The 17,656-nt window shown below is 62.3% G+C and carries 13 protein-coding genes and 2 pseudogenes; 3 read left to right on the top strand and 12 right to left on the bottom strand.

Going from position 1 to position 17,656, the window contains the following annotated elements; genetic code table 11:
* Positions 1-34: 34 nt before the first annotated feature.
* From QN215_RS09420 to QN215_RS09395, 6 genes and pseudogenes are all read right to left on the bottom strand, one after another.
* A pseudogene (locus tag QN215_RS09420) lies at positions 35-1,222 on the bottom strand (IS256 family transposase).
* Positions 1,223-1,352: 130 nt separating this feature from the next.
* The gene (locus tag QN215_RS09415) at positions 1,353-2,336 is read right to left on the bottom strand and encodes a transposase (RefSeq protein WP_369344037.1); all 984 of its coding nucleotides are present in this window, start codon (positions 2,334-2,336) and stop codon (positions 1,353-1,355) included.
* Positions 2,337-2,713: 377 nt separating this feature from the next.
* Complete coding sequence (locus QN215_RS09410) at positions 2,714-2,944, bottom strand: hypothetical protein (protein WP_369344036.1); 231 nt, start codon at positions 2,942-2,944, stop codon at positions 2,714-2,716.
* 303 nt (positions 2,945-3,247) lie between these two features.
* Entirely contained in the window at positions 3,248-4,498 is a 1,251-nt protein-coding gene (gene codA / locus QN215_RS09405; RefSeq protein WP_369344035.1) for a cytosine deaminase, read from the bottom strand.
* Positions 4,499-4,621: 123 nt separating this feature from the next.
* Positions 4,622-6,106 (bottom strand): cytosine permease, encoded by a 1,485-nt coding sequence (locus QN215_RS09400; RefSeq protein ID WP_369344034.1) that lies wholly within the window; start codon positions 6,104-6,106, stop codon positions 4,622-4,624.
* Between the two features lie 399 nt (positions 6,107-6,505).
* On the bottom strand, positions 6,506-8,194 hold the full coding sequence (locus QN215_RS09395; RefSeq protein ID WP_369344033.1) for a PucR family transcriptional regulator ligand-binding domain-containing protein: 1,689 nt from the start codon (positions 8,192-8,194) through the stop codon (positions 6,506-6,508).
* Positions 8,195-8,351: 157 nt separating this feature from the next.
* On the opposite strand from QN215_RS09395, the gene QN215_RS09390 reads away from it, so the two are divergent.
* Positions 8,352-9,674: an amidohydrolase family protein gene (locus tag QN215_RS09390; protein WP_369344032.1), complete on the top strand. Its 1,323-nt coding sequence runs from the start codon at positions 8,352-8,354 to the stop codon at positions 9,672-9,674.
* Between the two features lie 397 nt (positions 9,675-10,071).
* Here the strand turns inward: QN215_RS09390 and QN215_RS09385 are convergent.
* The 5 genes and pseudogenes from QN215_RS09385 to arsB form a co-directional block, all read right to left on the bottom strand.
* A pseudogene (locus tag QN215_RS09385) lies at positions 10,072-11,291 on the bottom strand (IS3 family transposase); the annotation flags it as partial.
* A 28-nt stretch (positions 11,292-11,319) separates the two neighbouring features.
* Entirely contained in the window at positions 11,320-12,714 is a 1,395-nt protein-coding gene (locus QN215_RS09380; RefSeq protein ID WP_369344031.1) for an FAD-dependent oxidoreductase, read from the bottom strand.
* A 25-nt stretch (positions 12,715-12,739) separates the two neighbouring features.
* Positions 12,740-14,524 (bottom strand): arsenical pump-driving ATPase, encoded by a 1,785-nt coding sequence (gene arsA / locus QN215_RS09375; protein WP_369344030.1) that lies wholly within the window; start codon positions 14,522-14,524, stop codon positions 12,740-12,742.
* Between the two features lie 29 nt (positions 14,525-14,553).
* Complete coding sequence (gene arsD / locus QN215_RS09370; RefSeq protein WP_051867539.1) at positions 14,554-14,967, bottom strand: arsenite efflux transporter metallochaperone ArsD; 414 nt, start codon at positions 14,965-14,967, stop codon at positions 14,554-14,556.
* A 50-nt stretch (positions 14,968-15,017) separates the two neighbouring features.
* On the bottom strand, positions 15,018-16,142 hold the full coding sequence (gene arsB, locus QN215_RS09365; RefSeq protein WP_051867439.1) for an ACR3 family arsenite efflux transporter: 1,125 nt from the start codon (positions 16,140-16,142) through the stop codon (positions 15,018-15,020).
* A gap of 68 nt (positions 16,143-16,210) precedes the next feature.
* Between arsB and QN215_RS09360 the strand changes: the two genes are divergently transcribed.
* Positions 16,211-16,600, top strand: coding sequence for an ArsR/SmtB family transcription factor (locus tag QN215_RS09360; RefSeq protein ID WP_369344029.1), 390 nt, complete (start codon positions 16,211-16,213; stop codon positions 16,598-16,600).
* 97 nt (positions 16,601-16,697) lie between these two features.
* On the opposite strand, the gene QN215_RS09355 is transcribed toward QN215_RS09360, so the two are convergent.
* Positions 16,698-17,216, bottom strand: a complete 519-nt coding sequence (locus QN215_RS09355) for a hypothetical protein (protein ID WP_369344028.1) — start codon at positions 17,214-17,216, stop codon at positions 16,698-16,700.
* 113 nt (positions 17,217-17,329) lie between these two features.
* Between QN215_RS09355 and QN215_RS09350 the strand changes: the two genes are divergently transcribed.
* Positions 17,330-17,650, top strand: a complete 321-nt coding sequence (locus tag QN215_RS09350; protein ID WP_273173740.1) for a DDE-type integrase/transposase/recombinase — start codon at positions 17,330-17,332, stop codon at positions 17,648-17,650.
* Positions 17,651-17,656 lie beyond the last annotated feature (6 nt).

The raw sequence follows: 17,656 nt of genomic DNA, 5'->3' as shown, positions 1-17,656 counted from the left end.
GCACTTTGGTTTTGGTTCGTCGTTGTGACGGTGTTCAGTTCGCTTCCTGTATGGTGTCGCCCAGCCGGGACATGTCCAGGTAGCGTCGGGTGGACCAGTCGTTGCCGGTGACGTATCTGATTCTCGCGCTGATGAGCATCAACGCCGATCTGCCATCCGGGAACGCACCCACCACGCGGGTCCTGCGGCGGATCTCCCGGTTGAGTCGTTCGATCATGTTGTTCGTGCGGAGGCGCCGGCGGTGCTCTCTGGGGTAGTCGGCCAGCAGGTAGGTGGTGGTCTCGCCGATGCCCTCCCGCAGACACCTGGCGGCCTCCTTGAGCTTCCTCGCTTCCATTTCGGTGGCCACCGTCTCGGCCTTGGCCAGCGCCGCCTCGCGCGACTCCATCGCGAAGATCGCTTTGAGCGCGTCGCCGGCCCATCGGGTGTGACGCGGACTGACCCTGGCCAGCACGTTGCGCATGAAGTGGACCATGCACCGCTGGTAACGGGCCTCCGGCAGCAGCTCACCGATGGCTGAGACGAGTCCGGCGCACCGGTCGCCGGTCACCATGCGCACGCTGGTAAGCCCGCGCGAGATGAGCGAGGAGACGAAGGAGCGCCAAGATTGCGTGTCTTCCTCCATGCCCTCGGCCACCCCGATCACCTCCCGATGCCCATCCATACCGATGCCGATCGCCACGAGCACACTGACGTTCTCCACGGCGCCGCCCCATGAGCGTTTATGCCAGACCCCGTCCATGAACACGTACGGGTAGGACTGCGTCAGCGGGCGCTGCCGCCAGGCGTCGATGTCCTCGTAGACCTTCTTGAGCTTGTCCGACAGGGTCTGGGACGGCATCCTTTCACCCCACAGGGCCTGGCTGATGTCGTCGACCCGACGGGTGGAGACACCCGCCAGATACATGTCGATGAGCGCCTCCTCGACCGACTCCTCGCGGCGACGGTAGCGTTCGATGACCGCCGACTCGAAAACCGCCCCCTTGAGCTTGGGCACCCTCACCGCCATTTTCCCGGCCTTTGAGTGTCAGGTCCCGTTCGTAATGGCCGGCACGGTACGCCTTCCTGGAACCGGAGCGCTCGTAGCGTGCGGCACCGGTGATCTCGTCTGCCTGAAGCGTCCAGCATCCGGCCCACGGATCTCGGTGACCTTCTGGGTGACCATGCGATCCAATTGGGTCTCGAACATGGCTTGGTTGACTTGTATGATTGTATCGGGCATGGTTCTGTCGCCTGCTTTTCTAGAGCGGTTAATGGTCTGGCGACTGAAATCGTACACAGGTGACAAGCCATGCTCCACCACCTCAAAAAGCACCCACCAATTTGCGCAAAAAACCGGACGTTATCTGGCGTCATCGGGTCTTGCCTGCCCAGCCTTTCCTGATGTCGAATCCTGATTCGTAGGCGTCAACGCCGGGTGCGGCATCTTGTATGCTGCCGGCGGGCAGGCCGGTGCTCGTGGTGGGCGGCTCGGTGGTTTCGTCGTGTGCGGCGGTGATGAACGACCCGGGGTCGGGGTTGTGCGTCTTCATGTACAATACCCATTCGCATACGCGTTTCATGTGTTCCTCCGTCAGGCCGCGGTGGGCGTCGAGGACGCGCTTGATGTCGGCGTTGACACCGCCCTCGGGACGGTTGGTGGTGGACGGGACGCTGCCTGCGGAGGCGGGCTCGCAGAACGCGAACAGCGTACCGTCACGTTGCAGGCGGATGAACCGGTAATAGGCGCGTCTCAACCGGGCGTGGGTCCACCACCATGTGCGTCCGGCGCGGGCTTTGGGGTTGCCGGGGTCGTCGCGTGCAGTGGTGCGTTGGCCGATGATGTCGGCGTAGTGGGTGTGCCAGTCGTTGAGCAGGTTGAGCCAGGCCGCGGCGGCGTCGGCGTCGCGGACCTTCACGAGTTTCCCGGCGAGCCTGAGCAGGTCTTTGCCCGCGTCGGTGCGTGGCCTGCAGGTGAGGTCCGTGCGCGTGTTGCCCAGCACGTGCACGAGGCACCGTTGGATTCTTGTGTCTTTCCACGTGTCGGCGGCGGCCGCGGCGCATCCGGCGCCCCCGTCGGTGACGAGCGCGCGCGGGGCGGGCAGCCTGGAGAACAGCCGGGTGTATGCCGCGCGGCTTCCGGTGTCGCACCATTGGATGCGACGGATGAACGTGCGCGGCGACACCCCGAGCATCGCGGCGGCCTGCGCAAGCGTCATCCGGCCGGTCACCCAGACTAGGAACGCGCGGAATTCGGCGCTTCCCCGCGCGTTGCCGCCGTCGCCCGCGCTGCTCGCGCGGCAGCGCATGCACCGCCACCGCTGCCTGCCCGACGATGTCGTCCCGTTCTTGCGCATCGGCTCGCCGCATATCGTGCACAGTCTCGCTTTGGATGATTTTCTTCTGCCCATCCGTCAAGCACAGCAGGAGCACGTTTTCCGGAAAAGTCAAGCGGGGACCTCGATAATGCCCCGGACCCAAAATCACCCCGCGACACGCCTTACGGCAGTAGGGATAAGTGGCAAAATAAAACACACATTTTGTCATTTAACCCTCGGTTCGTGCGGTGGGTTTGTCGTTGTGAGTGTGCGTGGACATACGCGAGGTGACAGATGCCGGGAGATGTCTCAGCCCGGACGGTGGGTCTGTCATCGTGCGTATGTGTGGGCATACGTAAGTTGATGGATGTGGGTCGATGCGGCGGGGATGTCCGGCAATTGGCTGGTTACGTATATCAAGGGATGCGCAAGGTGTCAGATGTCAGCTGATACTCCAGCTCGATTGGCAGGTCCGCCGTCCCGCGTATGGCCAGACATACGTGATTGGGCGGATGCTGGGCGGCTAGAGGCGTCGCTGTTGTGCCAGCCACTTTTGAGAGGCTCGAGCCGTGACTTTGTGAGGATTGGCTCGCACGATGCCGGTTGGCGTGCTCCGATTCCTTCCAGCGAGTGGTGTTGGGCGTCATTGTGTGAGGATTGGCTCACACAATGACTGTCTGGCTGGCCGTGATCTGCTGTGTTACTGCGTCAGAGGGTGATTGTGTGAGTTCTGGCTCACACAATGATCGGTTCCATGGTCTCGAGCTGGTGCCTGGCAGGTTGCGGGCGTCGTCGTGTGAGGATTCGTTCACACAATGGGGGCCGGTCGGCTGAAATCCGCCGTATTGCTCTGCCTGCAGATGGCAATGCGAGTCCCGGCTCACACAACGGCCGGCCCGCGCCGAGTAATCACCCAGCGCGGGCCGGCAAAAGCGATGACGACGGCATCATCAGTGATGTTCCGGATTGAAAAGATGCGTTTCATGCGGCATCGTCCGCGCAATGACGCGACCGTGTCGGATGCTGTAGAGCACCTCGACGTTCTCGTTGAGCGCATGGTAGAAGTCTGGGGCATTCAGCACGATGCAGTTCGCCGGCTTCCCGACGGCGATGCCGTAATCAGCGGGTGCCAGATGCAGCGTGCTGGCGCCGTTGTACGTCACATATCGGAAAGAATCCATGATCTGTCCGTACCCCATGAGCTGCGCCGCATACAACCCCATGCGAACCACATCGAACATGTTGCCGGCTCCCAGCGGACTCCACGGATCCTGGATATCGTCTTCGCCGAATGCGACGTTGATTCCCGCTTCGGAAAGCTCTTTTACGCGAGTCAAGCCGCGACGCTTCGGATACGTATCGAAGCGCCCGCCCAGATGCATGTTGACCAGCGGGTTGGAAACGAAGTTGATGCGTGACATTCCCAGCAAACGGAACAGCTTGTAGGTGTACGCGTCATTGTACGATCCCATCGCCGTGGTGTGGCTTGCGGTCACCCGGTCGCCCATGCCGCTCTCGTAGGCGAGCGTGGCGAGCGTTTCGAGGTTGCGCGATGCCGGGTCGTCAATTTCATCGCAATGCACATCGACCAAACGGTCGTTACGTTCGGCGAGATCCATCAGGAATCGTAGCGATTGCGCGCCATAATCGGCCGTGAACTCGAAGTGTGGAATGCCGCCTACGACGTCGGCTCCTTCTTCGACGGCTTCGCGCATGAGGTCTTTGCCGTGCGGGAACGAGAGAATTCCCTCTTGCGGGAATGCGACGATCTGCAGTGTCACATACGGTTCGATTTCGTCGCGAAGCTCAAGCAGTGCGTGCAACGCGGTGAGACTCGGGTCGGTCACATCCACATGGGTGCGGACGTACTGGATTCCACGTTTCGCCATCATCAGCAGTGTCCGTCTCGCGCGGTCTTTGACATCCTCGACGGTCAAGGTCTTCTTGCGCTCCGACCAGATGCGGATACCGTCGAAGAGCGTTCCGGTCTCATTCCATTCCGGGTCGCCCGCGGTGAGTGCCGCATCGAGGTGCACGTGAGGGTCTACGAATGGTGGGATCAGCAGCCCGCCTCGGGCATCAATCACCTCGTCATCCCCGGTTGGTTGCAGCGATGCTCCGATGGCGGTGATGACTCCGTCCGTGATCTTGACGTCTGACGTTTCGGGAGAGTTTTCGACATGCACGTTATGGATAATCATGATGCTTCTTTCAACAAATCATGCGATGACAAAATTAGGGATGACAATGAGGGATGACAGCATGGGACGACAATGAGGCGGCGCGCCCCGGTTGACTTGCCGAAGGCGCGCCGCCTGGAGCGGTCAGGCGAGGGACGCGTTGCGTTCCCGCAGATTGGTGGCGCGGGCGAGCAGATAGTACACGCCGCCCGAGGTGACGATTCCCGCGAGCCATGACAGGTCGATGCCTCCGATAGCGGCGGAAATCGGACCCTGGAAGATGGGAAGTCCGCCATAGCTGAACATCCAGGTCATGAGCAGGCCGAGAACGAACGCGACCATGGCCTGCCAGCGAACCACGGGGATGCCGTCGCTGCCGGGTTCGTCGAGAACCGAGGAGAAGTCGTCACGATGGCGTTCGATGACATAGAAGTGAACGAACATGATGCCGCCCCAGACCGATGTCCATCCGGCGACGCTGGACAGCCAGCTGTCAAGGGTGTTGCCCATGTCGGACAGGCTGAGGAACAGGCACACGCCAAGCCACGCGAAGAATCCGACCGCGATATTGATGGCACGACGGTTGATCTTGAGATCCAGGCATTGCACCGACAGCGTGAAGCTGTAGATGTTCAGGATATTCGTCGCAATCGGGCCATGCACGACCAGCAGCAGTACGGGAATGGCAAGCGCGCCGAAGTTGTCGACAATAAGCTGGCCGGGGTCAATGCTGCCGGATTTCGTGGCGAGCGTCGCGCCAAGCAGGCCAAGCCACACCACGGGGATGAGCTGTCCGAGTGCGCTGGCGCCGAACAGTTTGCGGCGGGGAACGGAACGGCTGACAAAGCGTGAATAATCGCAGGCGTAGGTAAGCCAGGTGAAGCCCCAGCCAATGCCGATGGCGGTCATGATGGAAGAGATGGCGGCGATCTTGTCGGTACCGGTGCCGGTGAGGTTGCCCGCATAATTCCAATCGATGCCCATGAAGCCCCATGCGGCGATGGTCATGGCCAGAAGAATGGCGACGGTGGGCGGCACAGTCCACTTTTCGAACGTCGATATCGCCTTATATCCGAAGAGAGACACGATGACCTGAATGATCATGACCACGGCGCCGATGCAAGCCTTGAGCACGAAATGGCCTTCGATGGAGTCAACCAGGCCGATTTTCATGAGCAGTGCGGTGATCAAGTCCAGCACCACCCAAGTGTTGATGGCACACCAGCCGATGACTACGATCGCCTGGATAGCCGTCGGAATGTAGTTGCCGTACCGGCCGAAAACGCGCCGACCGAGCAGCATGCCGGTCAGGCCTGTGCGCTGCCCGAGCAGCACCATGCAGCCGAAAACGGACATGCCAATGACGTTGCCGGCAAGGATGACGGCGAAAGTCTCCCATAGGCCCAGACCCATCTGGACGCCGAGAGCGCCAAGCAGCCAGTTGATGGGGGCAACGTTCGCGCCGAACCATACCCAGAACTGGCCCCACAGGCTTTTGGTCTTTGCCTGTTCGGGTACTACTGAGAGGAAGTCTTCGTAATTTTCATTGCTGCTTGCCGTGGCATGTTCAGCCGTGGGTGTTTGTGATGGCATTTCGTTGGTTGAAGCCAATGTAATCCTCTGCGTCATCGGGCACCGCCTTTCTATCATTTGCCGCTGCCGGAGTTGTTCCGGCGTCTTGGAGGAACCGTCGGTCATGGATCACTGAATTCATGACATGCGTGACAATGAGTGGTTGCCTCGTACTATCGCCGGAGTGATTTGCGCGATGGTGAACCGGTGATTACGGTGTCGGAGCGACAAATGGACAAATTGTCTAGTTGTTGAGCGTGGGTGAAGCGTGCTGATTGATTCGGACCGGTGATTTGCTGGGCGCCTTGACTGATGCGTGTGCGTTGGTTGTTAGGCCAGTGACTATTGCTAGGTCCGCGGCTATCGCGGGCTTCCGGGCGATTGGCTGGTGCAGCGATCGCGCGTTGCCGTGCTTATGCCCGTTGTCTCGGCTCGCCATTACGCGGAGTGCGCCGGTTATTGCCCGCCGTCCGCCGGCTCCGCGGCTTGAAATTCCGTGGCTTGGAGTTCCGCGACTTTGAGTTTCGCGGCGCACAGCAGCAGCGGCCAAGCCATGCTGTCCTCTTTGCTGATGCCGGTCAATTCGGTGATTTTTGCAAGCCGGTTGTACAGCGTCTGACGATGAATCCCCAGCAGTTCGCACGCCTTGGAAATATTGCCGCCTGCGTCAAAACAGGCTCCCAAAGTGCGCATCAGCGATTCCTGATTCGGCAGCGCGTCCCCCAGCATCAGTGACTGCAACGCGCCGGCGGCGTCCCTCGTGTGTCCGATGCCGAGCAGTCGTTGCGGCGCGGCGGCCAACAGATTCGTTACCGTACCGGTGCCGGGCAGGCCTGCGGCATCGTGCGCGGCGAACTGAAGCAGACCGCATTCATCAAGCAGCATGCCGACGCTCGGCACCGCCCTGCCATATATGCACCATGTTCCAGGCAGCGCGGCCACATCTGCGAGCCGCCGTTTGAGTCGCATCACCGCGTCGCCGCGATTGCCGGCCTTGCCAGTACCGCCGCCTTGGGCAGGGCCCGGATTTGCATCTGAGGCCGAGCCCGGATTCGTGCCCGTATCCAAGCCCGAGCCGAATTCCGCGCCCGAACCAGGCCCCTTGTCATCGCCGCCGTCAGCCGCCGCATACAGCCCAAACAGCATGCTCCCCTCCAGCACATCCGCGATGGTGTCCTCGTCTGAAGCATCCTCCTCTTCGTCGCCGGACAGGCACCGGGAGACGGCGTCGATTGACGACGAAACCGAATCCATGCCGATAGCAAACGGAATCAGGTGTTTCACGTCGCTCAGGCCAATCGCCTGCAACATGGTGGCTGCATCGTTGATCTCCTGTTCTCCCGCCCGATAGCCGTTCGTCGGTCCCCGCAGCACGTGGGCAAGCATCGCGTTGCGAGGCTGCGTCTGCACGAATGCGAGCAGTACCTGCTTGATCACTTCATCGACCCGGTCTGCGATCCTTCCGTCTGCGAGACGATTGCGCTGGGTGATTTCGATGCTTGCGAGCGGGCCGCCGTTCTTGCGCACGTCCAGCACCAGCGTCCGTTCCGCGGGATAATCGGCGTCCGCCGGGCGAATCGACGGTCCGCAATGCGCGATCACCAGACCGTCGGAATCAAAAATCGCCACGGATTCGCCGAAAATCTCGTTGAGGATTTTCGCGACATCCTGCGCGGAACGGGCAGTGGCGAGCCGGGTGCGCATCGTCGTGGCGAGTGTGTCGGTGCGCACCTGCACCAGCAGCTGATCCTTGACGATTGAGGTGTTGATGGACTGGCACAAGTCGACGAACGGCATGCGCCGATGCATACCGATGACGGGCAGGCCACGCTCGTCCGCGCGAGCAATCATCGCCTTTGGCACGGTGCGCACGCCCTCCACGAGTTCGATGGCAAGACCTGCTACGCCGGCGTCCACCAACGTGTCCACATATCGGATGATCTCATCGTCGCCCATATGGCCGAGCAGCGCACTGCCCTCGATGATCACCAGTTCGCCGCCGGACACGAACGAAGCGATATCGTACCGCTCATTCGTGTACGCCCAACGGACCGTGCGGTCCATGCCTGCTTCTCCCGCCTCGATTGTCGGATCGGTACGAGCGAACATCGGGTCCGTCATCACGTCATGCACCGTCAGCGTCATACAAACTGTCCATTTCCCGGCTTCGCGACGTCACCTCCACGTTACGGCAACGCGCATCATCGCGCCCACAATAGGCGACATACATTACGAACCCGATTCGTCGTACCGGCCGGCGCAAACCGGCAGACGACGGCACGGCAGCAGGAAGGAGCACACCATGACCACCAGAACCCTGTTCACCAACGCCCACATCGTCACCGGACAGCCCGGCAGCACCGCCGCCCAGACCGCCCCGCTCCAGGACATCCTCGTCGAAGACGGCCATTTCGCCGCCATCGGCGAAGGCCTCGCCGCAAGCCTTCCCGCGCAAGGCTACGACATGACCGGCGTGAAAACCGTGGATCTCGGCGGCAAGCTCGTCACCCCGCCGTTCTGCGACACTCACCTGCACCTCGACTACGTGTTCACCGCACGCAAGCCCGGCGCCGTCAACGAAAGCGGCACCCTGTTCGAAGGCATCCAACGCTGGAGCGACACGAAATCCGACCTCACCGTCGACGAGATCAAGGCACGCGCCCGCAAGGCCATTGGCATGGAGCTGCGTCACGGCGTCCAGTACATCCGCTCCCACGCGGACGTCACCGACCCGAACCTCACCTCGCTCAAAGCGCTCCTTGAACTCAAGGAAGAGCTCAAAGACACGGTGACCATCCAGATCGTCTCCTTCCCGCAGGAAGGCATGTACTCCTACGCGGGGCCGAACGGCGAAAGCGGCGCGGACCTTGTGGAAGAAGGCCTGCGCATGGGCGCCGACTGCGTGGGCGGCATCCCGCATTTCGAACAGTGCCGCGAATTCGGCGAGCGCTCCATGCTCACGGTGGTCGAGCTGGCCTCCAAGTATGACAAGCTCATCGACGTGCACTGCGACGAAACCGACGACCCGAACTCACGCTACGTGGAACTGCTCAGCGCGCTCGCCTACCGCGCGGGCATCGGCCCCTGCACCACCGCGAGCCACACGTGCTCCCTGGGATCGGCTGACAACGCATACTTCTTCCACCTGACCAAGCTGCTTAAGGCTGCGCACATCAACTTCGCGTGCGCCCCAACCGAAAACCTCTACCTGCAGGGCCGACAGGACACCTTCCCCAAGCGTCGCGGCATCACGCGCGTCAAGGAACTCACTGACGCCGGCGTCAACGTGTCGCTCGGTCAGGATTCTATGCAAGACCCGTGGTATCCGCTCGGCAACGGCAACATGATGATCATTCTCGACTATGTGCTGCACGTGGCCCAGATGATGAGCTTCCCCGAAATCGATGACGCGATGAAGTTCCTCACCGTCAACGGCGCGACCACGCTCAGCATGCTCGATTCGTACGGTGTGGAAGTCGGCAAGCCCGCGAACTTCGTGGTGCTGGATGCGGACAGTGTGTTCAACGCCGTGTACGAGCGCTGCGACGTGCTGCGGTCCGTGCGCGACGGGCGGACGCTGTTCACCGCGACGACGAGCGTGGACTCGGCGACCGAACTGCTGTGAGCGTGGGTGTTGTGAGCGCGAGTGTTGTGTGAGTGCTGTGGCCGGTCGGGGTGGACTCGGCGACCGAACTGCTGCGAGGCGTTGCAGCTGGGGATATGCCCTTTGGATTGGCGGGTTCTCGCGGGCTGGCCGTGGGTGCCGTGGGTGAGGCAGATCTCTGAAGCAGATCCTCTGTTTGTGAGGATTGGCTCACACAATGACTGTCTGGCTGGCCGTGATCTGCTGTGTTGCCGTGTCGGCGGGTGATCGTGTGAGGATTGGCTCCCACAGTGACGCCCATTCCGCCCCACCCAGCCCGATTTCGGTAGGCCGCAGACCATCGTGTGAGGATTGGCTCACACAATGGGGTCTGGGGTGAAGTGGACTGGTTTTTGTTCACGCTGTTTTGTTGGTTTTTGGGGCGATTGATATCGCCTGGCGTTGATGATACAGGGTTTCGACTTCGCATGGTGTCCGGTAGCCGAGGCTTTCATGGAGACGTTGGCTGTTCCACCAGGAGACCCATGGGAACGTGGCCTGTTCCAACGCGTGCACGGACCCGAATGGCTTGGATCGGCGGATCAGTTCGCCCTTGTACGCGCCGTTGACGGTTTCGGCCAGCGCGTTGTCGTAGGAGTCGCCCACGCTGCCGGTGGATGCGAGGATGCCTGCTTGTGTCAGGTGCGTGCCGTACAGGGCACTGATGTATTGGGTGCCATGATCACTGTGGTGGATCAGGCCCGTGGTCCGCCCGTGCCGGGCTGTCCAGCTGATGGACTGGTCCAACGCGACCAGGGGCAGCGTCCTGGTGTGCTGGCTCGCGGCGACGGCCCAGCCCACGATCCTTCTGGCGTACGCGTCGGTGACGAACGCCACATACGCGAACGAGCCGGACGCGAGTCGTGACGATGGTGATGTCGGCCACGTGCAAGCGTCCAGGAGCCTCGGTGGTGAACTGCCTGTTCACCAGGTCCGGCCTGCCGCCCGTGCTTCTGGCGGGTCGCGTGGTGATCGGGTTCCGTCCCCGACGCACCCCCTGGATCGTGAGGGAGCGCATGACGTGCAGCACCTGGTCACGCCCGATCCCACGCCATCCCCGGCGGATCAGCTGACGATGGACTTTCCGATACCCGTACACCGCCATGAACCCGTGCGCGTGGATCACCATGATGTCACGGGCCGGCGTCTCGTGACGAGCACGCATCCTGCTGGCGGCACGGGCTTTGACCTGCCGGTATGCTCCGGCGGTGAGAAACCCGCCAGCCAGCGCAGCCCGCAGGACCGTGCAGATCGGCCCGACCCCGAACCGGTGGCGATGAGTGTCGATGTACTCGACCATCAACGTCGTGTCGGGTCGAGCCGTGAGGCGAACAAAGCCGACGCGCTCGACAGGATCTCGTTCGCCCGACGCAGCCGCGCATTCTCCCGACGCAGCCGCCTGAGCTCGCCGGACTCCTCGGGACCCGCCGTGCCTGCCGTATCAGCCTTGGCCTGCCAGCGGCGCAATGATTCCGCCGCCACACCCAGATCCTTCGCCACGCCCTGCAACGCCTTCGTCTCCGACGCGTAATTCTCCCGGGACTCGGCCAGCAGCCTGACGGCCCGGTCCCTGAACTCCTTGGCATATCTCGTACTCATAATTCCATCATTCCTTATCTGGGGGAAATCAGGAACAAAACCCAGTCCATATCAAATGCTGCTGCCACTGTTGCGCGGTTGCTTGTATTGCATCCCATGGTGCGGCGAGTGGTGGGGTGTAGGCGAGGTCGAGATCGCTGAGCTGCGGGATGGTGAGGCCGGTGAAGATGGCGGTGGTGAGTATGTCGGATCGTTTGGCGATTTCCGTGCCGTAGGTGCCGACAATCTGAGCTCCGAGCAGTTGGCCGGTGGTGGGGTTCCCGGTGAGCCGGATGGTGATCGGATGGGATCCTGGGTAATAGGCCTTGTGGTCGTCGGTGGTGTAGGTTATCGAACGGGCAGGGATGTCGGCGTTATGGGCTTCAGTCTCGCGCAGACCGGTCCGGGCGGCAACGAGGCTGAAGACTTTGACGGCCTGTGTGCCAAGAACGCCTGCGAAGGTGGCGTTGCCGCCGACAGCGTTCTCGCCGGCGATGCGGCCTTGCTTGTGTGCGGTGGTGCCCAGGGGAAGCCAGGTGTCGCCAAGCAGGCGGTGCTTGGTGGTGACACCGTCGCCGGCCGCGTAGATGTCGGGCAGGCTGGTGCGCATCTGGTCGTCGACTGTGATCGCTGCGCCTGGCCCTGTCGTGGCTCCGGCCTTCGTGAGCAGGCTCGTGTTGGGGCGTATTCCGGTGACGGCGATGACGAGATCGGTGCTGATTTTCTGGGTGCCGGTGGGGTCGTCACTGATGACGACCGGGCCGCGTTCGCCGCGTTGGATGCTGCGTACACTGGTATTGAGGTGTAGGTGGACACCGTGGTGGACGAGCTCGCTGTGGACGAGGGATGCGAGGTCAGTGTCGAGGGTGGAGAGGACTTCGGGGCCGTGTTGCAGCATGGTTACGTCCAGGCCACGCCGGGTGAGGGTTTCTGCCATTTCGAGGCCGATGTAGCCGGCGCCGATGATGACGGCGCGGCGGGGATGCCGGGTGACGAGGGTGCGCTGGACTGCGTGCATCTGGTCGATGGTGTGAAGCTGATGCACGCAGTCTGCAGGGCCGAGAGCATCGGGACCGGTCAAGCCCGTGATGCCGGTGGCGGTGGGTCTTGCTCCGGTAGCTACGACGAGCCGGTCGTAGCTGATCGTTTCCTGATTTCCGTCGGGCTTGGTCACCGTGACCGTGTGCGCTTCGGCGTTGATGCTGGTGGCAAGGGTGCCCAGTCGCAGGGAGAGTCCGGCTGCTTCGAGGTCGGTCTGGGTGCGGTGGGCGAGGTCGTGCCAGTCGGGCACGTCGCCGGAGAGGTGGTAGGGGATGCCGCAGATGGAGTAGTTCGGATACTGGTCTGCGACCACGAGGGTGACGTCGGTCTGAGGTTCGAGTTGTCGGGCGCGCAGGCCGGCCATGATGCCGGCGTCCGAGCCGCCGATGATGAGTAGTCGCATGGCGTGGTGTCCTTTGATGTTTTGGTTAGCGGGCGGAGGCGGAGCGCGCCAAGGGGGCGCTCTGGCTGAGACTGTGCAGACTGTCCTGCCCGATAGGGGGTGTGGGCAGCAGGGGAACGACGGCCATGCGTTCGGTGAGGTGCTGGACGTGTTTGATCTGGGGGATTTCCCCGTCTGCGACGGTGTGAAGGAATTCGGAAGCGGGATGTGCGGCGGCGACCGAGCGGTTGACGATCCATGCCCAGGGGGTGATGGATGCTCGTTGGAGGTCGCGTTGCAGTTGCTCGGCTTCGAGGATTGGTGTCGTCTCGGGCAGGGTGACGATGATCATCTTCGTGTAATTGGGGTCCTGGAGCCGTGTCAACGGGGTGGCAACGAGATTGTCCCCCATCTGGCGGAGCATCTCGCGATGGTAGGAGCCGGTGGCGTCGAGCAGCAGGAGCGTGTGTCCGCTGGGTGCGGTGTCGATGACGACGATGCGATCATGTGCTTCGCGGATGGCTTCGGAGAACTTGCGGAAGACGGCGACCTCCTGGGTGCAGGGGGATTGCAGGTCTTCCATGAGTTGGGCGCGGCCCGTCGCGTCAAGGCGGGTTCCTTTGGTGGCCAGGACTTCGTCTTGATACTCGCGCAGAGCCTGATCGGGATCGATCTTCGCGATGGTGAGGTTCGCGACGGTGCCATTGAGCGTCTCGGTGAGGTTTCCAGCGGGATCGGTCGTGGTGAGCAGAACTTCGCGGCCGCGCTCGGCAAGGGCCACGGCGATCGCCGTGGCGACGGTCGTTTTGCCGACTCCGCCCTTGCCCAGCGTCATGAATAGGCCGTGGGTCTGCGCCGCCAGCTGGTCCACGAGGTCCGTCAGGGGCGGATAGTCCCTGGGGGGTTCGTGGGTGGGGTCGGCGGAATGTACGGGATGCGTGGGAGTGGTCGCGAAGAATTCGCGGAGCTGGTCGACACCTACGACGTTGCGCGCGTGCAGCGTGGTCGTGGTGCGGGGCAGGTGGGCGAGGCGGCTGGGGAGTGTGGCGAGTTCCCTGTGCTCTTGGTCGCGGATCGCGGCGGCCAAGGGATCGTCGTCGAGATCGGGCATGAGGGCATTGATGAGTAGATGCTGGTTGCCCATACCGAGAGCGGTGAGTTCCCGGCAGGTGCGCTCAGCTTCGTGGATGGCCGAGTGTTGGGCGCGGGCGACGAGCACGAGCACGGTGCGGGTTGGGTCGGAGAGCGCATTGACCGTGGCGCGGTAGACGATGCGGCGTGATTCGAGGCCAGCCATGGGGCCCAGGCAGGAGGTGTCGCCCTTGCCTTCGTCGATGAACTGGCTCCAGTCGCCGGGTAGCTCCAGGAGTCGGATGGTGTGGCCTGTGGGGGCCGTGTCGAAAAGCACGTGGTCGTAGCCGCTGGTGCGGTCGGGATCGGCGATGAGGTCGGCGAATTCGTTGAAGGATGCGATCTCGGTCGTGCAGGACCCGGACAATTGTTCGGTCATCGTTTGAATCTCACGCTCTGGGAGCAGGCCGCGTACCGGGCTGATGATCGATTCGCGGTATGTGGCGGCGGCGGTCTCCGGGTCGATCTCCAGGGCGTCGACACCGGGGGTGGTGTTCAGGGGCGTGATTCGGCTGCCGATTGGCTGGCCGAAGACCTGTCCGATGTTCGAGGCGGGGTCCGTGCTCACGAGCAGCACCGTTTCGCCTCGATCGGCCAGGGTCAGTGCTGTCGCGCAGGCCGCAGACGTCTTGCCGACGCCGCCCTTGCCGGTGAAGAACGCGAACTTGGGCAGCTGATCAAGAAATGCGGGATGAGTCATGGTCGGGTGTCTCCTTGTCGAGGCGCGGTTCAGCAGCAACCGGTGGCCCCTCCGCAGCATCCGGACTGTCCGGGAGTGACGTCAATGACGGGGAAGGTCGAGTTCTTGGTGATCCCGGCCATACGGAGCAACTGGTCGCGGGTCGGGTATGTTCCGGTGAGGACTGTCTGCCCGTCGACTTGGACGATGGGCAGGGCCTCGGAGCCGGTCGTGTCGAGGGCATTGCGGACCTGGAGGTTCGCGACGAAGTTTTCCGGATCCCTGGCGAGGTTGTGACGCGTGATCGAGATACCGGTGTCCGTGATGGCCGCGCAGTCGGCGGTGAAGGTAATGAGTGTGGCATCTGGTTCACTGCCACAGACCCCGGTGTTGCAACACATCGCCGATTCGTAGATGTCGATGCGAGGGGTCCGAGCCGTCTGAGGTGAAGTTGTATCCTGCATGAGTTTGTGATCCTTTTCTTGTTCTCTGGTGTATCGATTGCTTGTCATGCTCATTTGACCTTGAACAGTTCCGAGTCTTCGTTGCTTTTCACGTGTGTTGGGAACAGGTGTGGTCGCAGCCATAGGGCGACGTAGACGAGGCCGAGCAGGGCGGGGACTTCGATGAGGGGTCCGACGGTGCCGGCCAGGGCCTGGCCCGAGACGACGCCGAAGGTGCCCACGCACACGGCGATGGCGAGTTCGAAGTTGTTGCCGGCTCCGGTGAACGCGAGGGTGGTGGTTTTCTCGTAGCCAAGGCGCAGGGCGTGACCAAGGATGAAACCGAGAGTGAACATGGTCGCGAAATAGATGACGAGCGGCGCCGCGATGCGGGCGACGTCCCACGGTTCACGCGAGATGCGTCCGCCTTGCATGGCGAAGAGCACGACCACGGTGAACAGCAGTCCCCAGGTGGCCAGTGGACTGATCCGCGGAAGGAACCGGCGCTCATACCATGCACGACCCTTAGCATGCTCCCCAAGCACTCGACTGGCCCAGCCGGCCAGCAGTGGCACGCCGAGGAACACGAGCACGGATTCGACGATCGCCCAGAATGAGAAACCGGCTGATGTTGTGGGCAGGCCGAGCCAGCCGGGCAGTATCTGGAGATAGAACCAGCCGAGACCGGCGAACGCGAGAATCTGGAAGATCGCGTTGAGGGCGACGAGAACGGCGGCAGCCTCACGATCCCCGCAGGCCAGGTCGTTCCAGATGAGTACCATCGCGATGCAGCGAGCCAGTCCAACGATGATGATGCCGGTGCGGTATTCGGGCAGGTCGGGCATCAGCAGCCAGGCCAGTGTGAACATGAGGGCCGGGCCAACCACCCAATTGAGGGCAAGGGATGCGATGAGCAGCCTACGGTCGTGGCTCACCCGGCCCAGCCGGTTGTAGCGGACCTTTGCCAACGGCGGGTACATCATCAGCAGGAGGCCGACGGCGATCGGCAGGCTCGTGGAACCGAGTTTCACCGAGTCGATGAGCCCTGCCAGCCCGGGCCACACCCGGCCCAGGCTCACGCCCACGGCCATCGCCGTCAGAATCCAGACCGGCAGCAGCCGATCGGCTGCCCCGAGTCGTGCAGGGTTTCGTGGACGCGCGTCCACTGCGGGCGTACCCAATCCGGTCTCATGCATCGCACCCTCCTAACATAGACAATCATCTATATGACTAATCCTGACTCAACGTATGGACGTTTGTCGATATGAGTGGGAGACTGGAAGACATGACCACCACGCAACAGAACCCTACGAACTGTCAGCAGGATGCCTGCTGCACGCCGACACCGACAGTGCTGCCTTGCCCTGCCAAGAGCCGCGACCTCGCGCGCATAATGAAAGCGCTCTCAGACCCTACTCGCTTGCAGCTCTTGCAGCTCGTTGCCGCTCATCCAGGGGGAAGGGCCTGCATCTGCGACCTCACTACACCGCTCGGCGTGACCCAGCCCACCGTTTCCCACCACATGAAGCTCCTGGCTGAATCCGGCTTCGTGACCCGAGAGCGGCAAGGAAAATGGACCTACTACACCATGAGGCCCGAGGCGCTCGATGACCTCGGGCAGCGCCTCGCCAACCTGAACCACCCATGCAGCTGAGACTTTCCAGACTGCCTATCCGCGCACTGTCCCAGCGAAGGCAGGAAACGATGGACAGATGCAACTAGCTAGTTATTTGGTCTTGGCTATTGTCAGCTCATTCCATTGTGGGTGTCCAATAGCCGAGCCGCTCTTGTTCATATTTGCTGTAGTGTTGGGTGTCTTTGGGTCTGGTTGGATATGTTGGTCCGGCCGGGAAGGAGCCAATGATGGCGATGACGTATTGTGACGAGTTCAGAGCCGATGTGGTGGCGTTGGTCAGGACGGCATGACGTGGGCGGCAGGGCAGGCAGGATCTGGGTGTCTCGAAGTCCTCGCTGGGCAAGTGAGTGCAGGATGTCGAGCTTGTCGAGCGTGGCCTGTCGGGCATGCCGGAGGAGGGTCGGGCGTTGAAACGTATCCGTGAGTTGGAGATGGAGAACGAGATCCTCCCGCAAGGCAGCGGCGTATCTGTCGAAGGCGAATCTCGACCGCCCAAGATGATCCACCCGCTCGTCAGACGGCTGGCGGAGCGTCCCGAAGCTGGTCGCCCTGCCATGCCGGTCGTGCTGGCCGGGCGGGTGCCGGGTTTCTCGAAGCAGGCGTATTCCACATGGCGGGCCAGTCCCGTGTCCATGTCATAGCGTGAGGAGGAGAAGCTGCTCGCGCCGGTTCGTGCGATTCACGAGGACGATCCGTGAGTATTGGGTATCGGTTGATCGGTGACGGACTGTATGCCCGGGGCGTCGCGTGTGGCGCATCTGTTCGAAGCATCGGATCTGCTCCACGATCCCGCGCCGCTACCGCACGAGCAAGCCCGCCGGCCGGCCCGCGTCGGATGACCTCGTGCGCCGCCACTTCCATGCCAATGCTGCCAACGTCGTGTGGCTGACCGATATCACCGAGCACTGGACGGGCCGGGGCAAGCTGTATCTGTGCGCGGTCAAGAACGTGTGGAGCAACCGGATTGTAGGATGGTCCGTGAACTCCAGGATGCGTGCTTCCCTGACCGTCGATGCGCTCGAGGATGTCTGGCGGCGGCGTGGCAGGCCCTGTGACGTGATCTCGTGAGTATCG

This window comes from Bifidobacterium sp. WK041_4_12 (assembly GCF_041080795.1).
In the GTDB taxonomy this organism is placed as follows: domain Bacteria; phylum Actinomycetota; class Actinomycetes; order Actinomycetales; family Bifidobacteriaceae; genus Bombiscardovia; species Bombiscardovia aquikefiricola.
The sequence above is the reverse complement of the archived record's forward strand: the minus strand, read 5'-3'. Positions and strand labels throughout refer to the sequence as shown.